General features: G+C 71.9%; 14 protein-coding genes. 2 read left to right on the top strand and 12 right to left on the bottom strand.

Annotated features, from left to right (window positions below; genetic code table 11):
• Nucleotides 1-51 precede the first annotated feature (51 nt).
• The 5 genes from OG295_RS35740 to OG295_RS35720 all read right to left on the bottom strand — a co-directional run bounded on the left by OG295_RS35740 (nucleotide 52) and on the right by OG295_RS35720 (nucleotide 6,521).
• A complete protein-coding gene (locus tag OG295_RS35740) occupies nucleotides 52-2,028 on the bottom strand; it encodes a glycoside hydrolase family 5 protein (RefSeq protein ID WP_371680819.1) in 1,977 nt (658 codons plus the stop codon).
• A 76-nt stretch (nucleotides 2,029-2,104) separates the two neighbouring features.
• Nucleotides 2,105-2,950 (bottom strand): carbohydrate ABC transporter permease, encoded by an 846-nt coding sequence (locus OG295_RS35735; RefSeq protein ID WP_371680817.1) that lies wholly within the window; start codon nucleotides 2,948-2,950, stop codon nucleotides 2,105-2,107.
• 7 nt (nucleotides 2,951-2,957) lie between these two features.
• Nucleotides 2,958-3,971 (bottom strand): carbohydrate ABC transporter permease, encoded by a 1,014-nt coding sequence (locus OG295_RS35730; RefSeq protein WP_371680816.1) that lies wholly within the window; start codon nucleotides 3,969-3,971, stop codon nucleotides 2,958-2,960.
• Complete coding sequence (locus OG295_RS35725; protein ID WP_371680815.1) at nucleotides 3,971-5,248, bottom strand: ABC transporter substrate-binding protein; 1,278 nt, start codon at nucleotides 5,246-5,248, stop codon at nucleotides 3,971-3,973. The genes OG295_RS35730 and OG295_RS35725 overlap by 1 nt, the downstream gene beginning before the upstream one ends.
• Before the next feature lie 112 nt (nucleotides 5,249-5,360).
• A complete protein-coding gene (locus OG295_RS35720; RefSeq protein ID WP_371680814.1) occupies nucleotides 5,361-6,521 on the bottom strand; it encodes an ROK family protein in 1,161 nt (386 codons plus the stop codon).
• A 174-nt stretch (nucleotides 6,522-6,695) separates the two neighbouring features.
• Between OG295_RS35720 and OG295_RS35715 the strand changes: the two genes are divergently transcribed.
• Together OG295_RS35715 and OG295_RS35710 are read left to right on the top strand one after the other, a co-directional pair.
• Nucleotides 6,696-8,822 (top strand): alpha-galactosidase, encoded by a 2,127-nt coding sequence (locus OG295_RS35715; protein ID WP_371680813.1) that lies wholly within the window; start codon nucleotides 6,696-6,698, stop codon nucleotides 8,820-8,822.
• A gap of 107 nt (nucleotides 8,823-8,929) precedes the next feature.
• A complete protein-coding gene (locus OG295_RS35710; RefSeq protein WP_371680812.1) occupies nucleotides 8,930-9,772 on the top strand; it encodes an alkaline phosphatase family protein in 843 nt (280 codons plus the stop codon).
• A 30-nt stretch (nucleotides 9,773-9,802) separates the two neighbouring features.
• On the opposite strand, the gene galK is transcribed toward OG295_RS35710, so the two are convergent.
• The 7 genes from galK to OG295_RS35675 form a co-directional block, all read right to left on the bottom strand.
• Nucleotides 9,803-11,002 (bottom strand): galactokinase, encoded by a 1,200-nt coding sequence (gene galK / locus OG295_RS35705; protein ID WP_371680811.1) that lies wholly within the window; start codon nucleotides 11,000-11,002, stop codon nucleotides 9,803-9,805.
• The gene (gene galT / locus OG295_RS35700; RefSeq protein ID WP_371680810.1) at nucleotides 10,999-12,048 is read right to left on the bottom strand and encodes a galactose-1-phosphate uridylyltransferase; all 1,050 of its coding nucleotides are present in this window, start codon (nucleotides 12,046-12,048) and stop codon (nucleotides 10,999-11,001) included. Before galT ends, galK begins: the two co-directional genes overlap by 4 nt.
• A 113-nt stretch (nucleotides 12,049-12,161) precedes the next feature.
• On the bottom strand, nucleotides 12,162-13,175 hold the full coding sequence (locus OG295_RS35695) for a LacI family DNA-binding transcriptional regulator (protein WP_371680809.1): 1,014 nt from the start codon (nucleotides 13,173-13,175) through the stop codon (nucleotides 12,162-12,164).
• Complete coding sequence (locus OG295_RS35690) at nucleotides 13,172-14,956, bottom strand: glycoside hydrolase family 36 protein (RefSeq protein ID WP_371680808.1); 1,785 nt, start codon at nucleotides 14,954-14,956, stop codon at nucleotides 13,172-13,174. Before OG295_RS35690 ends, OG295_RS35695 begins: the two co-directional genes overlap by 4 nt.
• 2 nt (nucleotides 14,957-14,958) lie before the next feature.
• On the bottom strand, nucleotides 14,959-15,789 hold the full coding sequence (locus tag OG295_RS35685) for a carbohydrate ABC transporter permease (RefSeq protein ID WP_371680807.1): 831 nt from the start codon (nucleotides 15,787-15,789) through the stop codon (nucleotides 14,959-14,961).
• A complete protein-coding gene (locus tag OG295_RS35680) occupies nucleotides 15,786-16,709 on the bottom strand; it encodes a carbohydrate ABC transporter permease (protein WP_371680806.1) in 924 nt (307 codons plus the stop codon). Before OG295_RS35680 ends, OG295_RS35685 begins: the two co-directional genes overlap by 4 nt.
• Nucleotides 16,706-18,052, bottom strand: coding sequence for an ABC transporter substrate-binding protein (locus OG295_RS35675; protein ID WP_371680805.1), 1,347 nt, complete (start codon nucleotides 18,050-18,052; stop codon nucleotides 16,706-16,708). Before OG295_RS35675 ends, OG295_RS35680 begins: the two co-directional genes overlap by 4 nt.
• Nucleotides 18,053-18,198 lie beyond the last annotated feature (146 nt).

Genomic DNA, 18,198 nt, shown 5'->3' with positions numbered 1-18,198 from the left:
AGCGGGGAAGGGGAAAGCGGGGAAGGGGAAAGCGGTTGAGCGGGGCGCCCGTCAGGCCAGCGGGCGGCACAGCAGCGCGTCGGGGACGCCGCCGTGGTTCCACCGCCATGTGAAGGCGACTCCGGCGACGTATTCGGTGTCGGCGCACTGGCCCTTGTAGTAGCCGGGCGCCCAGTCGCTGCCGGTCGAGCCTCCGGTGACGGGGCGGTTGTCGCCGTGGTCGAACCAGATGGTCCGGCCGGTGACGGGCAGCGGGCCCGCGGCGGGAGCGCACAGCAGCGCGGACATGGCGTTGTCGCGCACGCTGTAGCCGACGGCGAAGGAGTTCTCGGGGCACTGCAGCTTGTTGTAGCCGTCCGCCCAGTCGCCCCGGGTGACATAGCGCTCGTCGGTGACCACGGTCCAGGCGCCGGCCGCCTTGCGGGGCTCGCCCGCGTCGGTGCACAGGCCCCGGCTGTCGCTGCGGCCGAGGCCCGTCAGCCGCTGGGTGTCGGGGCAGTTGCCCTTGCGGTTGCCCGGCGACCAGTCCGGCTGTGCCGACATCGTGGCGGAGACGTCGTAGTCGGCGTGGTCGAGGTCGAGCATGTTCCAGTGGCTGACCTGGGGCACCTGGCCGGTGCGGGCGGGCGCGGAGACCAGCTTGTTCCAGTCGTCGGCGCGCCAGTCGCCGCCGTCCTCGATGCCCTGGCGGACGCCGGTCGCGCTGTAGGACAGCAGTGCCCAGTTGTCCATCGGGGCGCCGGCTCCGTCGGTCCAGCCGACCAGGGGCCAGATCGCGAAGTCGGTGTCGTTGGCCGTGAGGATGTCGGTGAAGTTGTGCAGCCAGGCCCGTTCCTTGGCGTCGTCGGAGCCGCGGCCGCCGGCGCCGAACTCGCTGATCCACACCGGGGCGGTGAAGTGCTGGCCGGCTTCGGTGACGAACAGCGCCTCCTGGTTGACCACCTGGGCGAGCTGCTGCGGTGTGAAGTCCTGGTAGCGCGGGTCGCTGGTGGAGCCGGGGCCGCTGCCCGCGCCGGTGTTGGCGGGGCCGGTGTAGGCGTAGAAGTGGGCGGCGTAGACGAGCTTGCCCGACTCGATCAGCGTGTGGGAGAGGTTGGCCACCGGCGTCAGCATCGGCCGCCCGTGCGGGAGTCCGGCGAGGGGGACGCCGTACCAGTTGATGCCCTCCATGACGACGAGCATGTCGGGGTCGGCCTGCAGGATCCGGTTTCCGGCCTCTTCGAAGGCGGCGTAGGCGTCGTGGCCGTCGTACCGGCCCCAGTTCGGGTCGTCCCAGGTGTCACGGCGCACCTCGTTGCGCAGGTCCGCGCCCACCACTCGTTTGTCGGCCTTGTAGCGGTTCACCATGAACAGCCAGTCGTCCACCCATTGCTGGGTGCTCTGGCTGCTGTTCCAGCGCTCGTTGCCGTCCAGGCCGCAGCAGAAGCGGGCGGTGGTCGTGTGGTTGTTGAGGATCACCGCGAAGCCGTCGGCGGTGAGGGCCGCGATGACGGCGTCGAGGACCTGGAGCGGGGTCTTGCCCTTCAGCTGCGGGTTGGCGGCGACCGCCGTGTCCGGGACGGGCGTGGTGTCGTGGACGAGCGCGTTGGAGAACGGCAGCCGGATGCTGTTGAGGCCCAGGCCGTGGAAGTCGGCGAGGATGGCGGCCATGGGGGCCCGGTCCAGTCCGAGCGGCATGCTGTGGGCCGGTTCGCCGTGCATGTGGCTGGCGGGATCGTTGATGTCCCCGCTTCCGGTCCACGTCCCTTGGGCTCCCGCCCAGTTGCCCGCCTTCAGTTTGAAGCGGTTGCCCCCGGCGTCGACGATCCAACGGCCCCGGGTGCTGAGGGGGCCCGTCCAGGAGGCGGCCAGCTGCTGACCGGTCAGGACCGTGGGCGTGGCCTGGTTGCCGGTCGGGGTGGCGGTCACGGCGGCGGATCCGCCCGGAACGGGTGCCGCCGCGCCGGCGGCCGTGCTCGTGCCGAGGAGCAGCGCGGACAGCACGGCGAGTGCCGCGGTCGCGCGTCGGAGCAGTGGGGTGCCTGTCATGTCGGCCCCTTCTGAGGATGGAGGATGTGCCGTGCTCTTGACGTGCGTGCGGTCGGCGGCGGCGGTCGCCCCGGGGTCAGCCTTTGAGGCCGCTGGTGGCGATGCCCTCGACGATGTAGCGCTGGGCCACCAGGAACATGACGACCAGGGGGGCGATCGTCACGACGGCTCCGGCGAACAGGCCGGGCAGGTTGACGGTCTGTGAGGTGAGGAACGTCGACAGGGCGATCTGCGCCGTCCAGGCCGACGGGTCCTGGCCGATGACCAGGGGCCACAGGAAGGAGTTCCAGCTGTCGATGAACGCCAGTGCTCCGAGCGAGGCGAGCATGGCTCCCGAGTTCGGCAGGGCGATCCGGCGGTAGATGCCGAACCAGCCCAGCCCGTCCAGCCGTCCGGCCTCCTCGACCTCGGCCGGGAACCGGAGGTAGAAGTTGCGGAACAGCAGGACGGCGAAGGGGTTGAACAGGCCGGGCGCGATGATGCCCCACAGCGTGTTCACCCCGCCCATCGAGCCGACCACGACGAACGTCGGTACGAAGGTCACCGAGCTGGGGATCATCAGGGTGGCGACGACCAGGGCGAGCAGGATGCCGCGTCCCGGTACGGGTATCCGCGCGAAGGCGTAGCCGGCGGCGGAGGCAAGGAGCGTGGAGACGGGAGCCGTGATGACGGCGATCAGGGCCGAGTTCGCCAGTGCCCTGCCCATGGACAGGGTCGGGTCGGCGAAGAGCGCGCTGAAGTTCTCGAAGTGCATCGTGGACGGCCACCACGTCCAGTGCGGTGAGCTCGCGCCGCGGGTGTCCATCAGGGCACCGCGCAGCATCAGGTAGAAGGGTGTCAGGAAGGCCGTCGTCAGCAGACCCACCAGCAGTCCCCGCGCCGAGAGGCGCAGGGCTCCGGAGAGTCTCGGCACGGTGCTCATGTGCGGCTCATCCTTCCTTTCTCCCGAAACCCGTGAAGCGCCCCTGGATCAGGGTCACTCCGACGATGAGGGCGGTGAGCACGAACGCTCCGGCCGATCCGAGGCCGTAGTCCTGGCTGCCCATCGCGGTGCTGTACAGGTAGACCAGCGGGGTCTGCACGGGGGCCGCGCCGGTTCCGGAGAGCCCGCTGTTGAACAGGTTGTAGAACTCGTCGAAGGCCTGGAAGGCCGCGATGAAGAGCAGCATCAGGACGGCGACGGAGGTGTTGCGCAGCATCGGCAGCGTGACGCCGCGCAGCAGCCGCAGGCCCGTCGCCCCGTCGAGCGCGGCGGCCTCGTAGAGGTCCTTGGGGATGCCCTGGAGGCCGGCGAGGAAGAGCACCATGTAGAAGCCGACCTGGAGCCAGAGCCGCAGGGTGACCAGGACGATCCAGTACAGCGGTGGTGACGTGGTCTGCAGCCAGGGGACCGGGTCCATGCCGAACCATCCGGCGAGGGTGTTGGCGATGCCGGCGGGCAGCCCGTTGAACAGGCACATCTTCCACAGGAGCGAAGCGGCCACGTAGGACACGGCGGCCGGGATCAGGAAGGCGGTGCGCACCACGGCCCGCCCCCGCCGGATCCGGTGCACCAGCAGGGCGAGCCCGAGGGAGGCCGCGAAGGTGACGGGCACGATGAACGCGGTGAACAGGAGGATCTGGCCGAGGGAAGCGCGGAACGTCCGGTCGGAGAGCAGCGTCCGGTAGTTGTCCAGGCCCACCCACCGGCCGGGGGCTATGGTGCCGCGGGCGTCGCTCAGGCTGAGCAGGAAGCTCCAGCCGATGGCCACGTACTTGAAGACGCCGAGCCCGATCAGCATCGGCGCGGTGAGCAGCGCGAAGGCGGCCCAGGCCGAGCGTCCGGTGCGGGGCCGCCGCGCGGCGCGGGCCGCGCGCCGGTCGGAAGGCACGGAGGCCGGCGCGGGCCCGGGCTGCCCGGACGGCCCGGACCGGGGCGTGCTGGTGTGCGGTGCCGCGACCATCAGCCGCGCTGCTTGTCGACGACCGCCTGGGCCCGGCCCACTGCTTCCGCCAGGACCTGCGCGGGGTCCCCCTGCCCGCCGACGATCTTCGCGGCGGCCGACCTGAAGGCATCGCTCACGGCGGTGTCCCAGGTGCCCGGGTTGGGCTTGCCGTACTTGGCGGCCAGTTCCACCGCCTCCCGGGCGGCGCCGCCGGAGAGCTTCTCGGCGCCCTCCGCCACGGACTTGCGGGGCGGGACGTGGAGACCGTAGCTCTCGGCCCAGTCCTTCTGCAGTCCGCTCTCCTGGACCCACAGCCACTGGACGAACTTCTTGGCGGCGTCCACGTTCCTGCCCTTGGCGTTGACGCAGCTGGTCCAGCCGCCGACGCGCACGACGGGGCTCCCGCCGGCCTTGAAGGCGGGCCACGGCAGGACGCCGAAGTCGTCGCCGAGCGCGGCCTTGATCGCGGGCATCGCCCACAGGCCGCACCACTGCATGGGCACGACGTCCTGGGTGAGGGCGGACGGGTCCCACCAGTCGGTGGTGAAGCCGAGGAGCAGGGACTTGTCGTCGTGCAGGCGCTTCAGGCCGGTCAGGGCTTCGAGCGCCTGCGGGGAGCCGAAGGCGACCTTGCCGTCGGTCACCAGGTCGCCGCCGTTGGAGCGGACCGCGAGGATGGGGCTGTCGCCCAGTCCGTCGTTGCCGACGAACAGGCCCTTGCCCGTCTTGGTGCTGAGGGCCTTCGCCGCCGTGACGAGCTCGTCGAACGTGGTGGGCGGGGTGATTCCGGCCCCGGACAGCCTGCTCTTGCGGAAGTACAGCATCATGACGTCGTCGATCATCTTGACGCCGTGGAGCTTGCCGTCGACGGTCACGCCGGCGATGGCGTTGTCGTTGAAGTCGGACCTGGCGCTGCCGTAGATGTCGTCCAGCGCGGCGATCTGGCCCCGGCGGGCCAGGCTGTCGCTGAAGTCGCCGATCTCGAAGACGTCCGGGGCCGAGTCGGTGAGCAGCGTCGCGTTGATCTTGGCCGTGTAGTCGCCGGGGACCCAGGTGACCTTGACGGCGGTGTCCGGGTGGGCCTTGGTGAAGGCGGTCGCGTAGCGCAGCGCGGCCTGCTGCGCGCCGGCCTCGCCGTAGGCGTGGTACCAGACGTTCAGGGTGGTCCTGGCCGCGGACGAGCCGCCCGTGCCCGGGTTCGTACTGCAGGCGGTGGTCACCACGCTTCCCGCGACGATCATCAGTGATCCGCCGAGGAAACCCCTTCGGCTAAGCTCGGTTCTGTGTGCGCGCATGTCGCATCCTTCCGTGAGGCAGGCGTGATGTGGGTGTGTTCCACCCGGCCGGTGCCCTTCCTCAGTGCTTGCCGGCAGGGAAGGGCGCCGGTCGGGTGAGCTGTGCGCGGTGTTACGGGAACAGCGCCTGTACCGCCACCGCGGCGGCCCCGCGGGCCCACTCCTCCCAGGGGAGCGGGCGCAGCGACAGCGGGCACCGGCCCGCCGCCCCGAAGGTGTGGGACGCGTAGGCGTCCTTGATGTGCTGTCCGAACAGGTCGTAGGTGTCCGTTCCCTCGCCGCTCACCACGACGCGTTCGGGGCCTACGAGATTGACGAGCGTGGCGATGGCGACCCCGATCGCGCGGCCGGCGCGGGCGAACGCCTCCCGCGCCACGGGATTGCCGTCGCGGGCCATCTCCACGGCCTGCTCGAACGCGAGTTCTCCGAGACCGGTGCCCCGGCGGACGGCTTCGAGGATCGCTCCGCTGGAGGCGATGGCCTCGACGCAGCCGGCCGACCCGCAGCGGCAGCTCGGGCCGGCCGGGTCGACGCAGATGTGTCCCATCTCCCCGGCCACGCCGTAGGCGCCCTCCACCAGCTGTCCGTTGACGACGATGGCGGAGCCGATGCCCGCGCCGATCGTGACCAGCGCGAAGTAGCCGGTGCCCACTCCCTCCCCGAACCACCAGTGCTCGGCGATGGTGAGTGCTTTGACGTCGTTCTCGACGGTGACCGTCAGACCGGTGGACGCGCTCACCATGTCGGCGAGCTGGACGTCGCTCCAGCCGAGGCGGCCGGAGAAGCGGACCCGGCCGCTCGCCCGGTCCACGTCTCCCGAGACCGCGATGCCCAGGTGCCGGGTCCGGGCGCGGAACGCGGGCTCGGCGTCGAGCAGTTCGTCGACGAGTTCGGTCAGGAGCACGCTCACCGCCTCGGGCCGGCAGTCACCGAGGGTCCGGCCCGCCGTCGCCCGCACTCGGGCCCGCAGGTCGCACACCACGCCGAACAGCCGGTCGTCGCTGATCTTCACGCCGACGAAGAACTCCCGGTCCGGGGTGACCGCCAGCGGGTTGACAGGCCGGCCGGCCCCCGGAGCGGTGCGTTCCGGCGCGAGTTCGTGCAGATAGCCGTCATCGATGAGCGGTCTCGCGGCCTTGGTGATGGCCGTCGAGGACAGCCCCGTCCGGCGCGCGAGCTCGACCCGGCTGAGCGGGCCCTCGGCCAGGAGCAGGGCGAGGACCGCGGTTTCGGCCGGTGCGGTGACCAGTGGTTGGGAGTCGTTTCGAAACACGGGTGCAACGTAGAGCAAATAAATAACTTCGTCCAGTATTGATTTCCCACCCGTCTCCGCCTTAGCCTCTGGCCCAACTCACGGCCTGTACCCGAGCGTTCGGCGCAGCGGGGCTCTCGCCCGCACCACCCTTCGTACGGCCGTGGTCCTTTCCGCACCCCAGGAGACCCCTTCGTGTCTGCCGCGCTCCCGCTCGCCACCTTCGACCCCGGCCCCGGCGTCGCCCTTCTGCGCACGCCCAACAGCCTGTACGCCCTGCGCATCGGCCTCGACGGAAGCCCTCGGCACCTGTACTGGGGCGCGCCGCTCGACGCCGCGGCCCTGTCCCGACTGCCGGACGCCGCCTCACCCGCCGCCAGCAGCTTCGAAGCCGACGCCGACGCGGACGAGCTCGCTCCGCAGACCGGGGCGCGGTTCGGTCCGGCAGGCCTCCAGGTCCGGTTCGCCGACGGAACCAGCGGCGCCCAGTGGCGGTTCACGGGGCACACCGTCGAGGGCGGCGAGCTGCGCCTGCACCTGCGCGACCGCCACTACCCCCTGCACGCCGAGCTGTGTTACCGCGTCCGCCCCGGCAGTGACGTCATCGAACGCTGGGTGGAGCTCACCCACACCGCGGCGGCGGAGGACGACGCCGGGCCCGTCACCATCGACCGGCTGGACTCGGCCTCCTGGACGGCCCCCGCGCTCGCCGACTACCGGCTCAGCCATCTCACGGGCGGCTGGAACAGCGAGTTCCAGCTGAACCGCGACCGGCTCCCCGTCGCCGAGACCGTCCTCACCAGCCGCCGCGGGCTCACCGGCCACCACGCCAACCCCTGGCTGGCGCTCGACGACGGCACCGCGACGGAAGACCGGGGCGAGGTGTGGAGCACCGCCCTGGCCTGGAGCGGAAGCTGGCGCATCACCCTCCACCGCGACCCCGTCGGCCGCACCACCTGGACCGGCGGATTCGGGCACGAGGGACTGCGGTGGACGCTGCGACCGGGCGAGAGCCTGCGCACCCCCGTGTTCGCCGGCCTCTACACGCCGCACGGCTTCGGCGCGGCCAGCCGCGCCTGGCACGGCCACGTCCGGGACCAGGTGCTGCCCGAGCCCGGCCGGGAGCGGCCGGTCGTCTACAACTCCTGGGAGGCCACCGGTTTCGGCGTCGACCAGGCCGGACAGGTCCGGCTGGCCCACCTGGCCTCCCGGGCCGGCGCCGAACTCTTCGTGCTGGACGACGGCTGGTTCGGCGCGCGGCGGGGCGACGCGGCGGGACTCGGCGACTGGGTGCCGCGCCGCGACGCCTTCCCGCAGGGACTGCGCCCCCTCGCCGACGAGGTCCACCGCCTCGGCATGGAGTTCGGGCTGTGGGTGGAACCCGAGATGGTCAACCGCGACAGCGAGCTGTACCGCGCCCATCCGGACTGGGTCATCCACTCCCCCACGCGCGAGACGACCGAGCTGCGCAATCAACTGGTGCTGAACCTCGCCCGGCCCGACGTGGAGGCCTGGGCCCACCACACCCTCGACTCCGTCGTCCGCGACCACCGGGTCGACTGGCTCAAATGGGATGCCAACCGCGCCTTCACCGATACCGGCTGGGAAGGGCATCACGATCCGGACCGGCTCTGGATCGACCACACCCGGGCCGTCTACCGCATCATGGACCGGCTCCGCGCCGACCACCCGGGCCTGCGCATCGAGGCGTGCGCGGGCGGCGGCGGGCGCGCCGACCTCGGCATCCTCGCCCGCACCGACCAGGTGTGGACCTCCGACAACACCGATCCCGTCGACCGGATCGCGATCCAGGACGGCTTCAGCCAGCTCTTCCCCGCCCGGGTCATGGCCGCGTGGGTCACCGACAGCCCCAACGTCACCACCGGACGGCTCACTCCGCTGCGCTTCCGCTTCCACGTGGCCATGTCCGGCGCGCTCGGCCTCGGCGGAGACCTCACGACCTGGTCCGAGGAGGAACTCGACGAGGCCGCCGGGCTCGTGGCCGAGTACAAGCGGATCCGTCCGCTGGTGCAGTTCGGCCTCCAGTACCGCGTCGAGGGGGCGGGCGGAGTGACGGCCGTCCACTACGCCGCCGAAGACGGCGGCGAGCACGCCGTTCTCGCGTGGCGCCCCTCGGCCCGGTTCGGCCACCCGGCCGCCCCCGTCAGACTGCCCGCCCTCGACGCCGGCGCCCACTACCTGGACCCGGACCTGGACCGCGTGCACAGCGGCGCCGTCCTGGTCCACCGCGGAATCGACCTGCGGCTGCCCACGGGGGACCACGCGAGCCGGCTGGTCCGGCTGCGCCGCGTCACCCCCTGACATCGCGTCGGACGAGCCCCGCGACCGCACCCCCGACCGTGCCGGCCGCCCCCGACCGCGCCGACCACCCACGGACACACGCCCACCCACGGACACCCTGGACCGATATGGACAACCGCCACGTCCTCGTCGTCGGCATCGACGGCGTACGGCTCGACCTGCTGCCGGAGCTGGACACACCGCACCTCGACGAAGTGGCCCGCGCGGGCTTCCTGGCGCCCGTCGGGATCGACGACGCCACGCCGACCATGTCCGGCCCGTGCTGGACCACCATCGTGACCGGGGTCGGCGTCGCCAAACACGGGGTGTGGGGCAACCGTCTCGACGGCAACCGGCTCGACGTCTTCCCCGACTTCACCACCCGCCTGGCCCTCGAACACGGGCGGCGCACCTTCGCCGTCGGCGGCTGGGCACCCCTGTTCCTCGCCCGGCAGGGCGGGCCGCTCTTCACCGCCCCCAGCCGGCTGAGCTTCATCGCCCCCCGCGAGGACACCCCTCAGGCCTGGGAGGAGGCCGACGAGACAGTGACGGCCGAAGCGGCACGCGTACTGGGCTCCGGAGAGGAACTCCACGCCTCCTTCGTCTATCTCGGCGCCGTCGACGAGACCGCCCATTTCCTCGGCTGCGGTCAGGAGTACCGCCGGTCGATCGAGACCGCGGACAGCCGCCTGGGACGGATCGTCAAGGCCGTGCGCGGGCGCCCCGGCCACGCCGGGGAGCAGTGGACGGTCATCGTCGTGACCGACCACGGCCACCGCGAGGAGGGGGGCCACGGAGGTCGCAGCGAGCGGGAGCGCACCGCGTGGGTGGCCGCGTGCGGCCCCGGTCTGCCCGCCGGCGCGACCGTGCCGGGCGTCCGGCACGCCGATGTCGCCGCGCACGTGTACGCCGCGCTCGGCATCGTCCAGGATCCCCATTGGACCCTGGACGGCGCCGCTTTCACCCCCTGACCCCTGCCCCCTGACCCCTGACCCGGCGGGCTACCGCGTCCCGCGCTCGGCCGTGAGGCGGCGGGCGCCGGCCGCCGGGGTGACGGGGAACAGGCGCGGGGGGCGGTGGCCGGCCGCACCGAAGGCGGTCGTGACGGACCCGCCCACCGCGTCCTCCCGCCCCGCCTCCACCAGCGCGATGACGGAGCCCCCGAAGCCCCCTCCCGTCATCCGGGCCCCGAGCGCCCCGGCCTCCAGCGCGGCGGTGACGGCGAGGTCGGTCTCCGGGCACGAGACCCGGTAGTCGTCGCGCAGCGAGGCGTGGCCCGCGGTGAGGATCGGGCCGAGGGCCGCCGCGTCGCCCTCCCGCAGCCGGGTGACGGCCTCCGCGACCCGGGCGTTCTCGGTCACCACGTGGCGCACCAGGGGCACGAGTTCCGCCGGCAGGGCCTTGAGGGCCTTCGGCAGTTCTCCGGCGTCCACGTCGCGCAGGGCGGGCAGCCCGAGCAGCGCGGCCGCGCGTTCGCAGCCGGCCCGCAGGGCGGCGTACTCCCCGTCGGCGAGGTCGTGGGAGACCCGGGTGTCGATCACCAGCAGCCCCAGCCCCTGGCCCCGGAGGTCGAGGGGCACCTGCCGGTGGTCCTGCGGGGTACGGGCGTCGAGGTGGAGGGCGGCCTCGGCGGTGCAGCAGACCGAGGCCATCTGGTCCATGATCCCGCAGGGGACACCCGCGAAGGCGTTCTCCGCGCGCTGGCCGATCCGGGCCAGTTCGGGCCCGGGCAGGCCCAGCCCGTACAGCGCGTCGTAGGCGACGGCGACCACGCACTCCAGCGCCGCCGAGGAGGAGAGGCCGGCGCCGGTGGGCACCGTGCTGTCGAAGTGCAGGTCCGCTCCCCCGACGGTGTGGCCCGCCTCGGCGAGTGCCCAGACCACGCCGGCCGGGTACGCGGCCCAGCCCGTCACCGACCCCGGAGCCAGCCCGTCCACGGAGAGTTCGGTGATCCCGCCCTTCCCCTGCGCGCTGTGCAGCCGCAGCCGCCCGTCCGTGCGCGCGCGGGCGGCGAGCAGGGTGTTCCGCGGGAGGGCGATGGGCAGGGCGAACCCGTCGTTGTAGTCGGTGTGTTCACCGATCAGGTTCACCCGCCCCGGCGCCGCCCAGACCCCGTCCGGGGGCCCTGCGAAGAGCCGCGCGAAGACGTCCGCGACGCCGTCGGCCCGGCTGTCGTCGTCCCACTGAGCCGTCCGGTTCACGCCAGGGCCTCCCGCAGTCGCCGCGCGGCCTCCTCGGGGGCCACGTCATTGATGAAGGCTTCCGTCCCGGACTCCGTCCCGGCGAGGAACTTGAGCTTGTCGGGAGTCCGCCGCACGGTGAACAGCTCCAGATGCAGGGCCAGTTCCTCCCCCCCGGTGCGGGGGGCCTGGTGCCAGGCCGAGATGTACGGGGTGGGGCCCGGCCCCTGCGGCCGCCCCGGTACGGGGAACAGCCGGTCGAACCGGCGCAGCAGGTCCAGGTAGAGCTCCGGGAACTCGGCCCGCTCGGCCTCGGTGAGGCAGGTCAGATCGGGGACCCGGCGGTGCGGGTAGAGGTGCACCTCGTACGGCCAGCGGGCGGCGTAGGGCACGAAGGCGGTCCAGTGCTCCCCGGCCGTCACCACCCGGTCGGTGGCGGCGCGGGCACCCGCCAGCAGGTCCTCGAAGAGGTTGCGTCCGGTGGCGGCCCGGTGTGCGGTCGCGGCGGCCGTCATCTTGGCGGTGCGCGGTGTGACGAACGGGAAGCCGTAGATCTGGCCGTGCGGGTGGGCGAGGGTCACCCCGATCTCGGCCCCCCGGTTCTCGAAGCAGTACACCTGCTCGACTTCCGGGAGGGCCGAGAGCTCCGCGGTGCGGTCGGTCCACGCGTCCAGGACCAGGCGGGCGGCGGCCGGCGTGAGGTCGGCGAATCCGGCCGCGTGGTCCGGGGTGAAGCACACCACCTCGCAGCGCCCGGCCCCGCCCGCCAGGGAGGGGAAGCGGTTCTCGAAGACGGCCACCTCGTAGTCGTCGGCCGGGATCTCGCTGAGCCGGCCGTCCCGTGAGGGGCAGAGCGGGCATTCGCCGGCGGGCGGGTGGTACGTGCGGTCCTGCCGGTGGGAGGCGATGGTGATCCAGTCACCGGTCGCCTCGTCCCGCCTCAGTTGGGGGTGGCTGCTCACCCGGTCCAGCGGGCGCGGATCGGGCGCATCGCGCACGGCGCCTTCGTCGGTGTCGAAGTAGATCAGTTCGCGGCCGTCCGCGAGTTTCGCAAGAGTCTTCTTCACTCGCCAAGACTAAACAGATTTCAAATCAAATCAACAGCGTGGAGCTGATGATTCTACAAAAACCAACACCACTCGATGTGGTCCTGTTGCTTTCCGACTGGTTCTCCCGGTCGTCAGGCCCCGGGGACGGGCTCCACGGGCGCCGGCCCGGTGGTCGCCCGGATGACCAGCTCGGGGTCGAACAGCAGCTCCCCCGTCGGCACGTCCCGGTTGCTCACCAGTGCCAGTACGCTGCGGCCCACCTCCAGCGCCAGCCGGTCGGCGGGCTGGCGCACCGTGGTCAGGGGAGGATCCGTGAACTCGGTGATGGCCGAGCCGTCGTAGCCCACCACCGATACGTCCCCGGGCACCGAACGCCCGTGCCGGCGGACGCCCCGGATCGCCCCGAGGGCCATGTAGTCGCTGGCCGCGACGATCGCGGTGGCGCCCAGGGCGAGCAGCGGGCCGACGGCGGCCTGGCCGCCCTCCACCGTGTAGGACTGCCGGATCACCCAGCGCTCCGGCTCCTCGATGCCCCGCTTGGCCATGGCCTCCACGAAACCCCGCACCCGCCGGTCGGCGGGCTGGTTGCCGGCCGGGCCCGAGGCCATCCCGATCCTGCGGTGGCCCAGTCGGTGGAGGTGGTCGACGGCCAGTTCGGCGGCGAGCGCGTCGTCGGTGGAGAAGACCGGGGTGGGCACCCCGTCCGCGAACTCGCCGTTGATCCCCACGTAGGGGACCCGGCGCTGGCGCAGCAGTTCGTACGTCTCGGTGTCGGCGCCGTCGACGGTGTTGGACGCGGACAGGAAGACCACGGCCGCGACTCCCTTGTCCACGAGCGCGGAGATGAAGTCCCGCTCCTGCACCCCGCCCGGGAAGGCGGGGCACAGGATCGTCTTGAGCCCGTGCGGGGCGAGGGCCGACTCGATGCGCTCGGCGACATCGGCGAAGAACGGGTTGGAGACGAACTCGGTGATCACCGCGACCAGTTGGCCCTGGACCTGCCGTTCGTAGCCGAGCTCCGTCATGGCCTGCTCGACCGCGTCCCGGGTCTTCTTCGACACGCCCTGGCGCCGGTTGATCACCCGGCTGACGGTGGCCTCACTGACCTGGGCGCGGGCTGCGACCTCGGTGATCCCGACCTTCATCGCGGTCCTTCCGTGATCGTGAGCGATGCCATGCCGCCGCGCGGCACGGAGAGCGAGTGCGCTCCCTCCGGCAGGTACGTCGGCGGATCGTCCATGATACGGCCGTCCGGCCCGTGGACCACGCCCTGGACCCGGCCCCCGCCGCCCGTCACCTCGACCATCACCCGGTCCCGGTCCGAGCCGTTGACCACGCAGAAGTGGCGGTACGCGGAGAGGTCCAGCGGGACGACCCGGTCGCCGTGGACGCTCAGCAGGCAGTGGTCCCCGGCGCTCACCCGCACCAGCGGGTACAGCTCGTCGGGCCGGCCCGGTTCCACGTCCCCGTCCAGCAGCAGCTCGCGGTGGCCCCGCCACTGCGCCAGCCAGAAGCCGATCGCCTCCCGGTGCGCCGCGGGCACCCGGTCCAGCCGTACGGAGATCTGCGGCACCGAGTGCAGGGCCCCGATCAGCTGCCGGGCCACCGTCGTCACGGGCGCGTCGGCCGACCACAGGAGCATGTCGGAGTGGACGGCTCCGCCGACGGCGAGCAGTGACGTGTCGAGGGTGCGGACCCGGTTCGCGGTCGCGTCCGCCGGGCAGTCGAAGGAGCGCAGCATGTTGCCGAAGGGGGCCATGCCGGGCCCCGTGTAGGGCTGGCGCAGTTCCAGGAGCACCCCCGGGCGTACGGATTCCAGGACCGCGCGCAGTTCCGTCAGCAGGGTCACCATGGCCTGTCCGACGTCCCCGGCGCCGTCGCCCGCGTACACCATGGCCTGGTCGAGGAAGTCGAGCTTCAGTCCGTCGAGCCCGTACGCGTCGACCAGCCGGGCGCAGAGGCCGACCACGTGCGCGCGCACCTCGGGGCGGCGGGGGTCGAGCACGTGCGCGCCGGGGACGGTGGCCGGGGCGGGCGCGCAGGCCTCCCAGCGGCGGTGGCAGGCGGCCTCGGGGCCGAGGAGCAGGGGCGCGACCCAGGCCAGGTAGCTCAGTCCCTGATCGCGGACCCGGGCGACGTGCCCCGCGAAGTCGGGGAACTTGGCCCGGTCGGGCTCCCAGTCCCCGCAGCCGGCGTAGCCGCGCCCGTGGCCCAGCTCCTGCCAGCCGTCGTCGAGGATCAGCGCTCCGCAGCCGAGTGCGGAGGCCAGTGCGGCCTGGGTTTCGACGGCGGCGGCGTCGACGTCCTGGTTGAAGGCGTACCAGGTGGAGTAGACGGGCGTGCGGGCCGCGTCGGGCACCACCGCCGTCGCGGTCCCGGCGCCGAACCAGGCACGCAGGGTCCGCATGGCCCGCGCCACCGAGGGCGATCGCGGGACGAGCAGGATCCGGTGGGCCCGCGCCGAGGCGGGCAGGTGGAGGTGGACGACGTGGGTGTCGTTCTCCTCCGAGACCCCGAAGCGCAGGGCCGCCTCGGGCACCGGGTCGGCGGCGGCGAAGGTGAGCAGGGTGGCGCCGGTGTGGTCGTAGAGGCATCCGGCGGCATGTCCGTCGACCAGCGAGACCCGGGACCGGCCCTCCCAGTCGGCGAGGAGGGTGCGCTGCCAGCCGCCCTGCGGGTGCCAGTATCCGGCGGCGTCACCGAGGGGCACGGAGAAGCGGAGCTCGACGGGGGCGCCGTCGGCCCGCACCTCCAGTACGCGCAGCCCCCCGGAGAGTTCACCGAGGGTCCAGCGGGGATCGGTGCCCGGAGCGTGGGCGAGGACGGCGAGCGAGACCCCGTCGAGCAGCGGCTCGCCCCGGGCGGGCGTCAGCCCCGCGGTGGTCACGGCCCCGGAGCCGTCCGACGAGGCGGTGGTGGTGTGCACGGTCACTCCTTCACGGCGCCGGCGAGCAGGCCGGACACGAAGTGGCGCTGCAGCGCCAGGAACACGAGGGCCATGGGGATGGCCGCGGCGGCCGTTCCGGCGAGGATCGCGCCGTAGTCGGTTTCGTCGAGGCCCTGCAGGGAGGCCAGGGCGACGGGGACGGTGAACGTGGCGCCGTCGCGCAGGACGATCAGCGGCCAGATGAAGTCGTTCCACTGGTAGAGGAAGAGGAAGATCGCCAGGGCGGCCAGTGCCGGCTTCATGGGCGGGAGCACCACCTTCCGGAACAGTCGCAGTTCGCCGCAGCCGTCCATGCGCCCCGAGTCGAGCAGTTCGTCGGGGAGCGCGGCCATCGACTGGCGCATCAGGAAGATGCCGAAGGGCAGGGCCAGGTTGGGCATGATCACGGCCTGGTAGGTGCCCAGCCACCGGAGCCCGGCCATCATCTGGAAGAGCGGTACGAGGGTGACCTGGGCGGGGACCACGAGCCCGAGCATGAGCAGTCCGAACAGAGCCTCACGGCCCCGGAAGCGGTACTTGGCGAAGCCGTAGCCGGCCAGGGTGCAGACGGCTCCCGCGCACAGGGTGTAGATCACCGCGATGAACAGGGAGTTGAGGACCACCCGGCCGAACTGCGCGGTGTCCTGGAGGGTGTGGAGGTTGGCCGCCAGGTGGCCGCCGGGCAGCAGCGGCGGCGGACTGTCGAAGATCTCCGCCGAGCTGTGCGTGGCGGCGACCACGAGCCAGTAGAAGGGGATCAGGACGGCGGCGAGGACGATGGCGAGTCCGGAGGTGAGCAGGATGCTCCTGCCGCGGTGGCGGGCGGGCGTCATGACTTGTCCCCCAGGAAGCGGAACTGGATCACGCCGAGAATGCCGATGAGGACGGCCAGGGCGTAGGCGATGGCGGACGCGTATCCGAAGTCGAAGTACTTGAAGGCGTTCTGGTACAGGTACACGCCGATGGTCAGGGTGGCGTTGTCCGGGCCGCCCCCGGTGAGCACGTACGGCTCGTCGAAGATCTGCAGGGTGCCGATGGTGGAGAGCACCGTCGTGAGCAGCAGCGCGGGGCGCAGGCCCGGCAGGGTGACGTGGCGGAAGGAGGTCCAGGCACCGGCTCCGTCCACGGCCGCCGCGTCGTACAGCTCGGCGGGCACGGTCTGCAGGCGGGCGAGCAGGATCACCGCGTTGTACCCGGTGTAGTGCCAGGTGAGCGCGAGGCCGAGGGAGACCTTCGCCCACAGGGGGTCGGTCAGCCACGGCACCGGGTCCAGACCCGCGAGCCCCAGCAGCCAGTTGACGAGCCCGTAGTCCTTGCCCAGCAGGACGGAGAAGACGATCCCGTAGGCGACCAGGCCGGTGATCATGGGCAGGAAGAAGCCCAGCCGGAAGAGCGCGCGGCCGCGCAGCAGGGTGGAGTTCAGGGCCACGGCGAGCCCGGTGGCGAGGGCCAGCATGACGGGCACCTGGACGACGAGGATCACCGCGGTGTTCTTCAGGGCGGTCCAGAACAGCGGATCGCCCATCAGGCGCGTGTAGTTGTCGGCGCCGACGAACCGCTCGGACCCGCCGACGGTCTTGTGCAGGCTGATCACGAAGGACCGGCCGATGGGGTAGATCTTGAAGACGGCGAAGAGGAGCAGCGCGGGCAGGACGAAGAGGTACGGCGCCACGCGCCGACGGGGCCGGGACCGGGGGGCCGGCCCCCGGGAGGCGACGGCCCGGGGTTTGCCGCCGGTGAGCGTGGCGGTCATCGGCGGACCTTGCGCCCGGTCTGCCGGCCCAGCTGGTCGGCGGCGTCCTTGAGCACCTTCGCCGGGTCGGCGCCGCCCAGCAGCACCTTGGACTGGGCATCGGTGACCAGCTTGAGGGCACGGGCGTAATCGGCGGTGTAGTTGAAGGCGGGCGAGGGGGCCTTGAGGGCCTCCAGGAAGACCTCGCCCTTCCTCTGACCGCTGAAGTAGGGGGACGGCTCGTGGAAGACCGCGTCGTCGTACGCCTTCATCAGGGCGGGGGCGATGCCCTTGCCCTTGTAGATCTGCACCTGGGAGGCCGGGCGGGTGAGGACGAACTCGACGAAGGACCAGGCCGCCGCCTGGTGTTTGCTCGCGCCCGCGACGGCGAGGTGGGTGGAGTTGACGGTGGCCGCGCTGGAGCCGCCCCGGCGTACGGCCGGGGGAAGCCTGACCTTCCACTTCCCCGCTTCCTCGGGGACCTGTTCCTGGATGATGCCGCCGAACCAGGTGGGCATGGGCAGGACGGCCGCGGTCCCCTGCTTCAGGGAGCTCATCAGGGCGTTCCAGCCGCCCGCGAGATCGCTGACCAGGCCGGCGTCGTTCATCGTCTTGATGAGGGTCATGGCCTTCACGGCTTCCGGGGAGTCGAGCGTGATCTCGCCGGAGAGGCTGAAGTAGAAGGCACCCTGGAGTTGGAGCAGCATCTGGAAGAAGTTGGCGGCGTCGGCCTGTGAGGCGGGCTTGTCGATGCCCAGCAGGTGAGCGCCGGTCTTCTGCTTGATCTCCTTGCCGGCTTCGATGGTCTCCTCCCAGGTCTGGAGGGCCTCCGCGTCCACCCCGGCCTTCTCGAAGAGGTCGGCGCGGTAGTAGAAGCCCGCCGAGTTCGCTTCCCAGGGCAGGGCGTTGACGCGCTTGCCGTCGGGGGAAACCGTCTGCCACATGCCCTGTGCGAAGGCGTCCCGGTAGGCGTTCGCGCCCAGCGGGCCGAGGTCGGCGAGGCCGCCGGGGAACTTCTCCACGTAGCCCGGCAGGTAGTCGACACCGATGTGCAGGACGTCGGCGAGGCCCTGGCCGTTGGCGGCGAGCCCGGTGGTGATCTTGTCCCAGATCGCCGGGTTGCCGATGTCCTCGACCGTCACCTCGATCCCGGGGTACTTCTTGTTGAACTCGGGGACGAGGGCCTTCATTTCGGCGGCGGGCCCCTGCCAGGACCACACCGAGATCTTCCCCTTGTCCTTGTCCCCGGCGGCCCCCTCCTGACCCGTGGCGCCCGTTCCGGAGCAGGCCGTCAGGGCGGTGAGCCCGGCCCCCGCGGCGACCGCGCCGCCCATCCGCAGCACTCTCCGACGTTCCAGTTCCATACCTGACCCACCCCTTGCTCGCACCGTCACGAAAGCCGATGGGGCAGGACTGTAACGAGACGCCTCCACGCTTGCAAGACTTCACTGAAATCTTTCAGTTCGATCCGGCAGTGAATTCTGACAAGTTCATTGCAGACCCTCAGTGG

It is taken from the genome of Streptomyces sp. NBC_01276, assembly GCF_041435355.1.
GTDB lineage: Bacteria > Actinomycetota > Actinomycetes > Streptomycetales > Streptomycetaceae > Streptomyces.
Note: the sequence above shows the minus strand (reverse complement) of the source record. Positions and strands in the feature narration are given on the sequence as shown.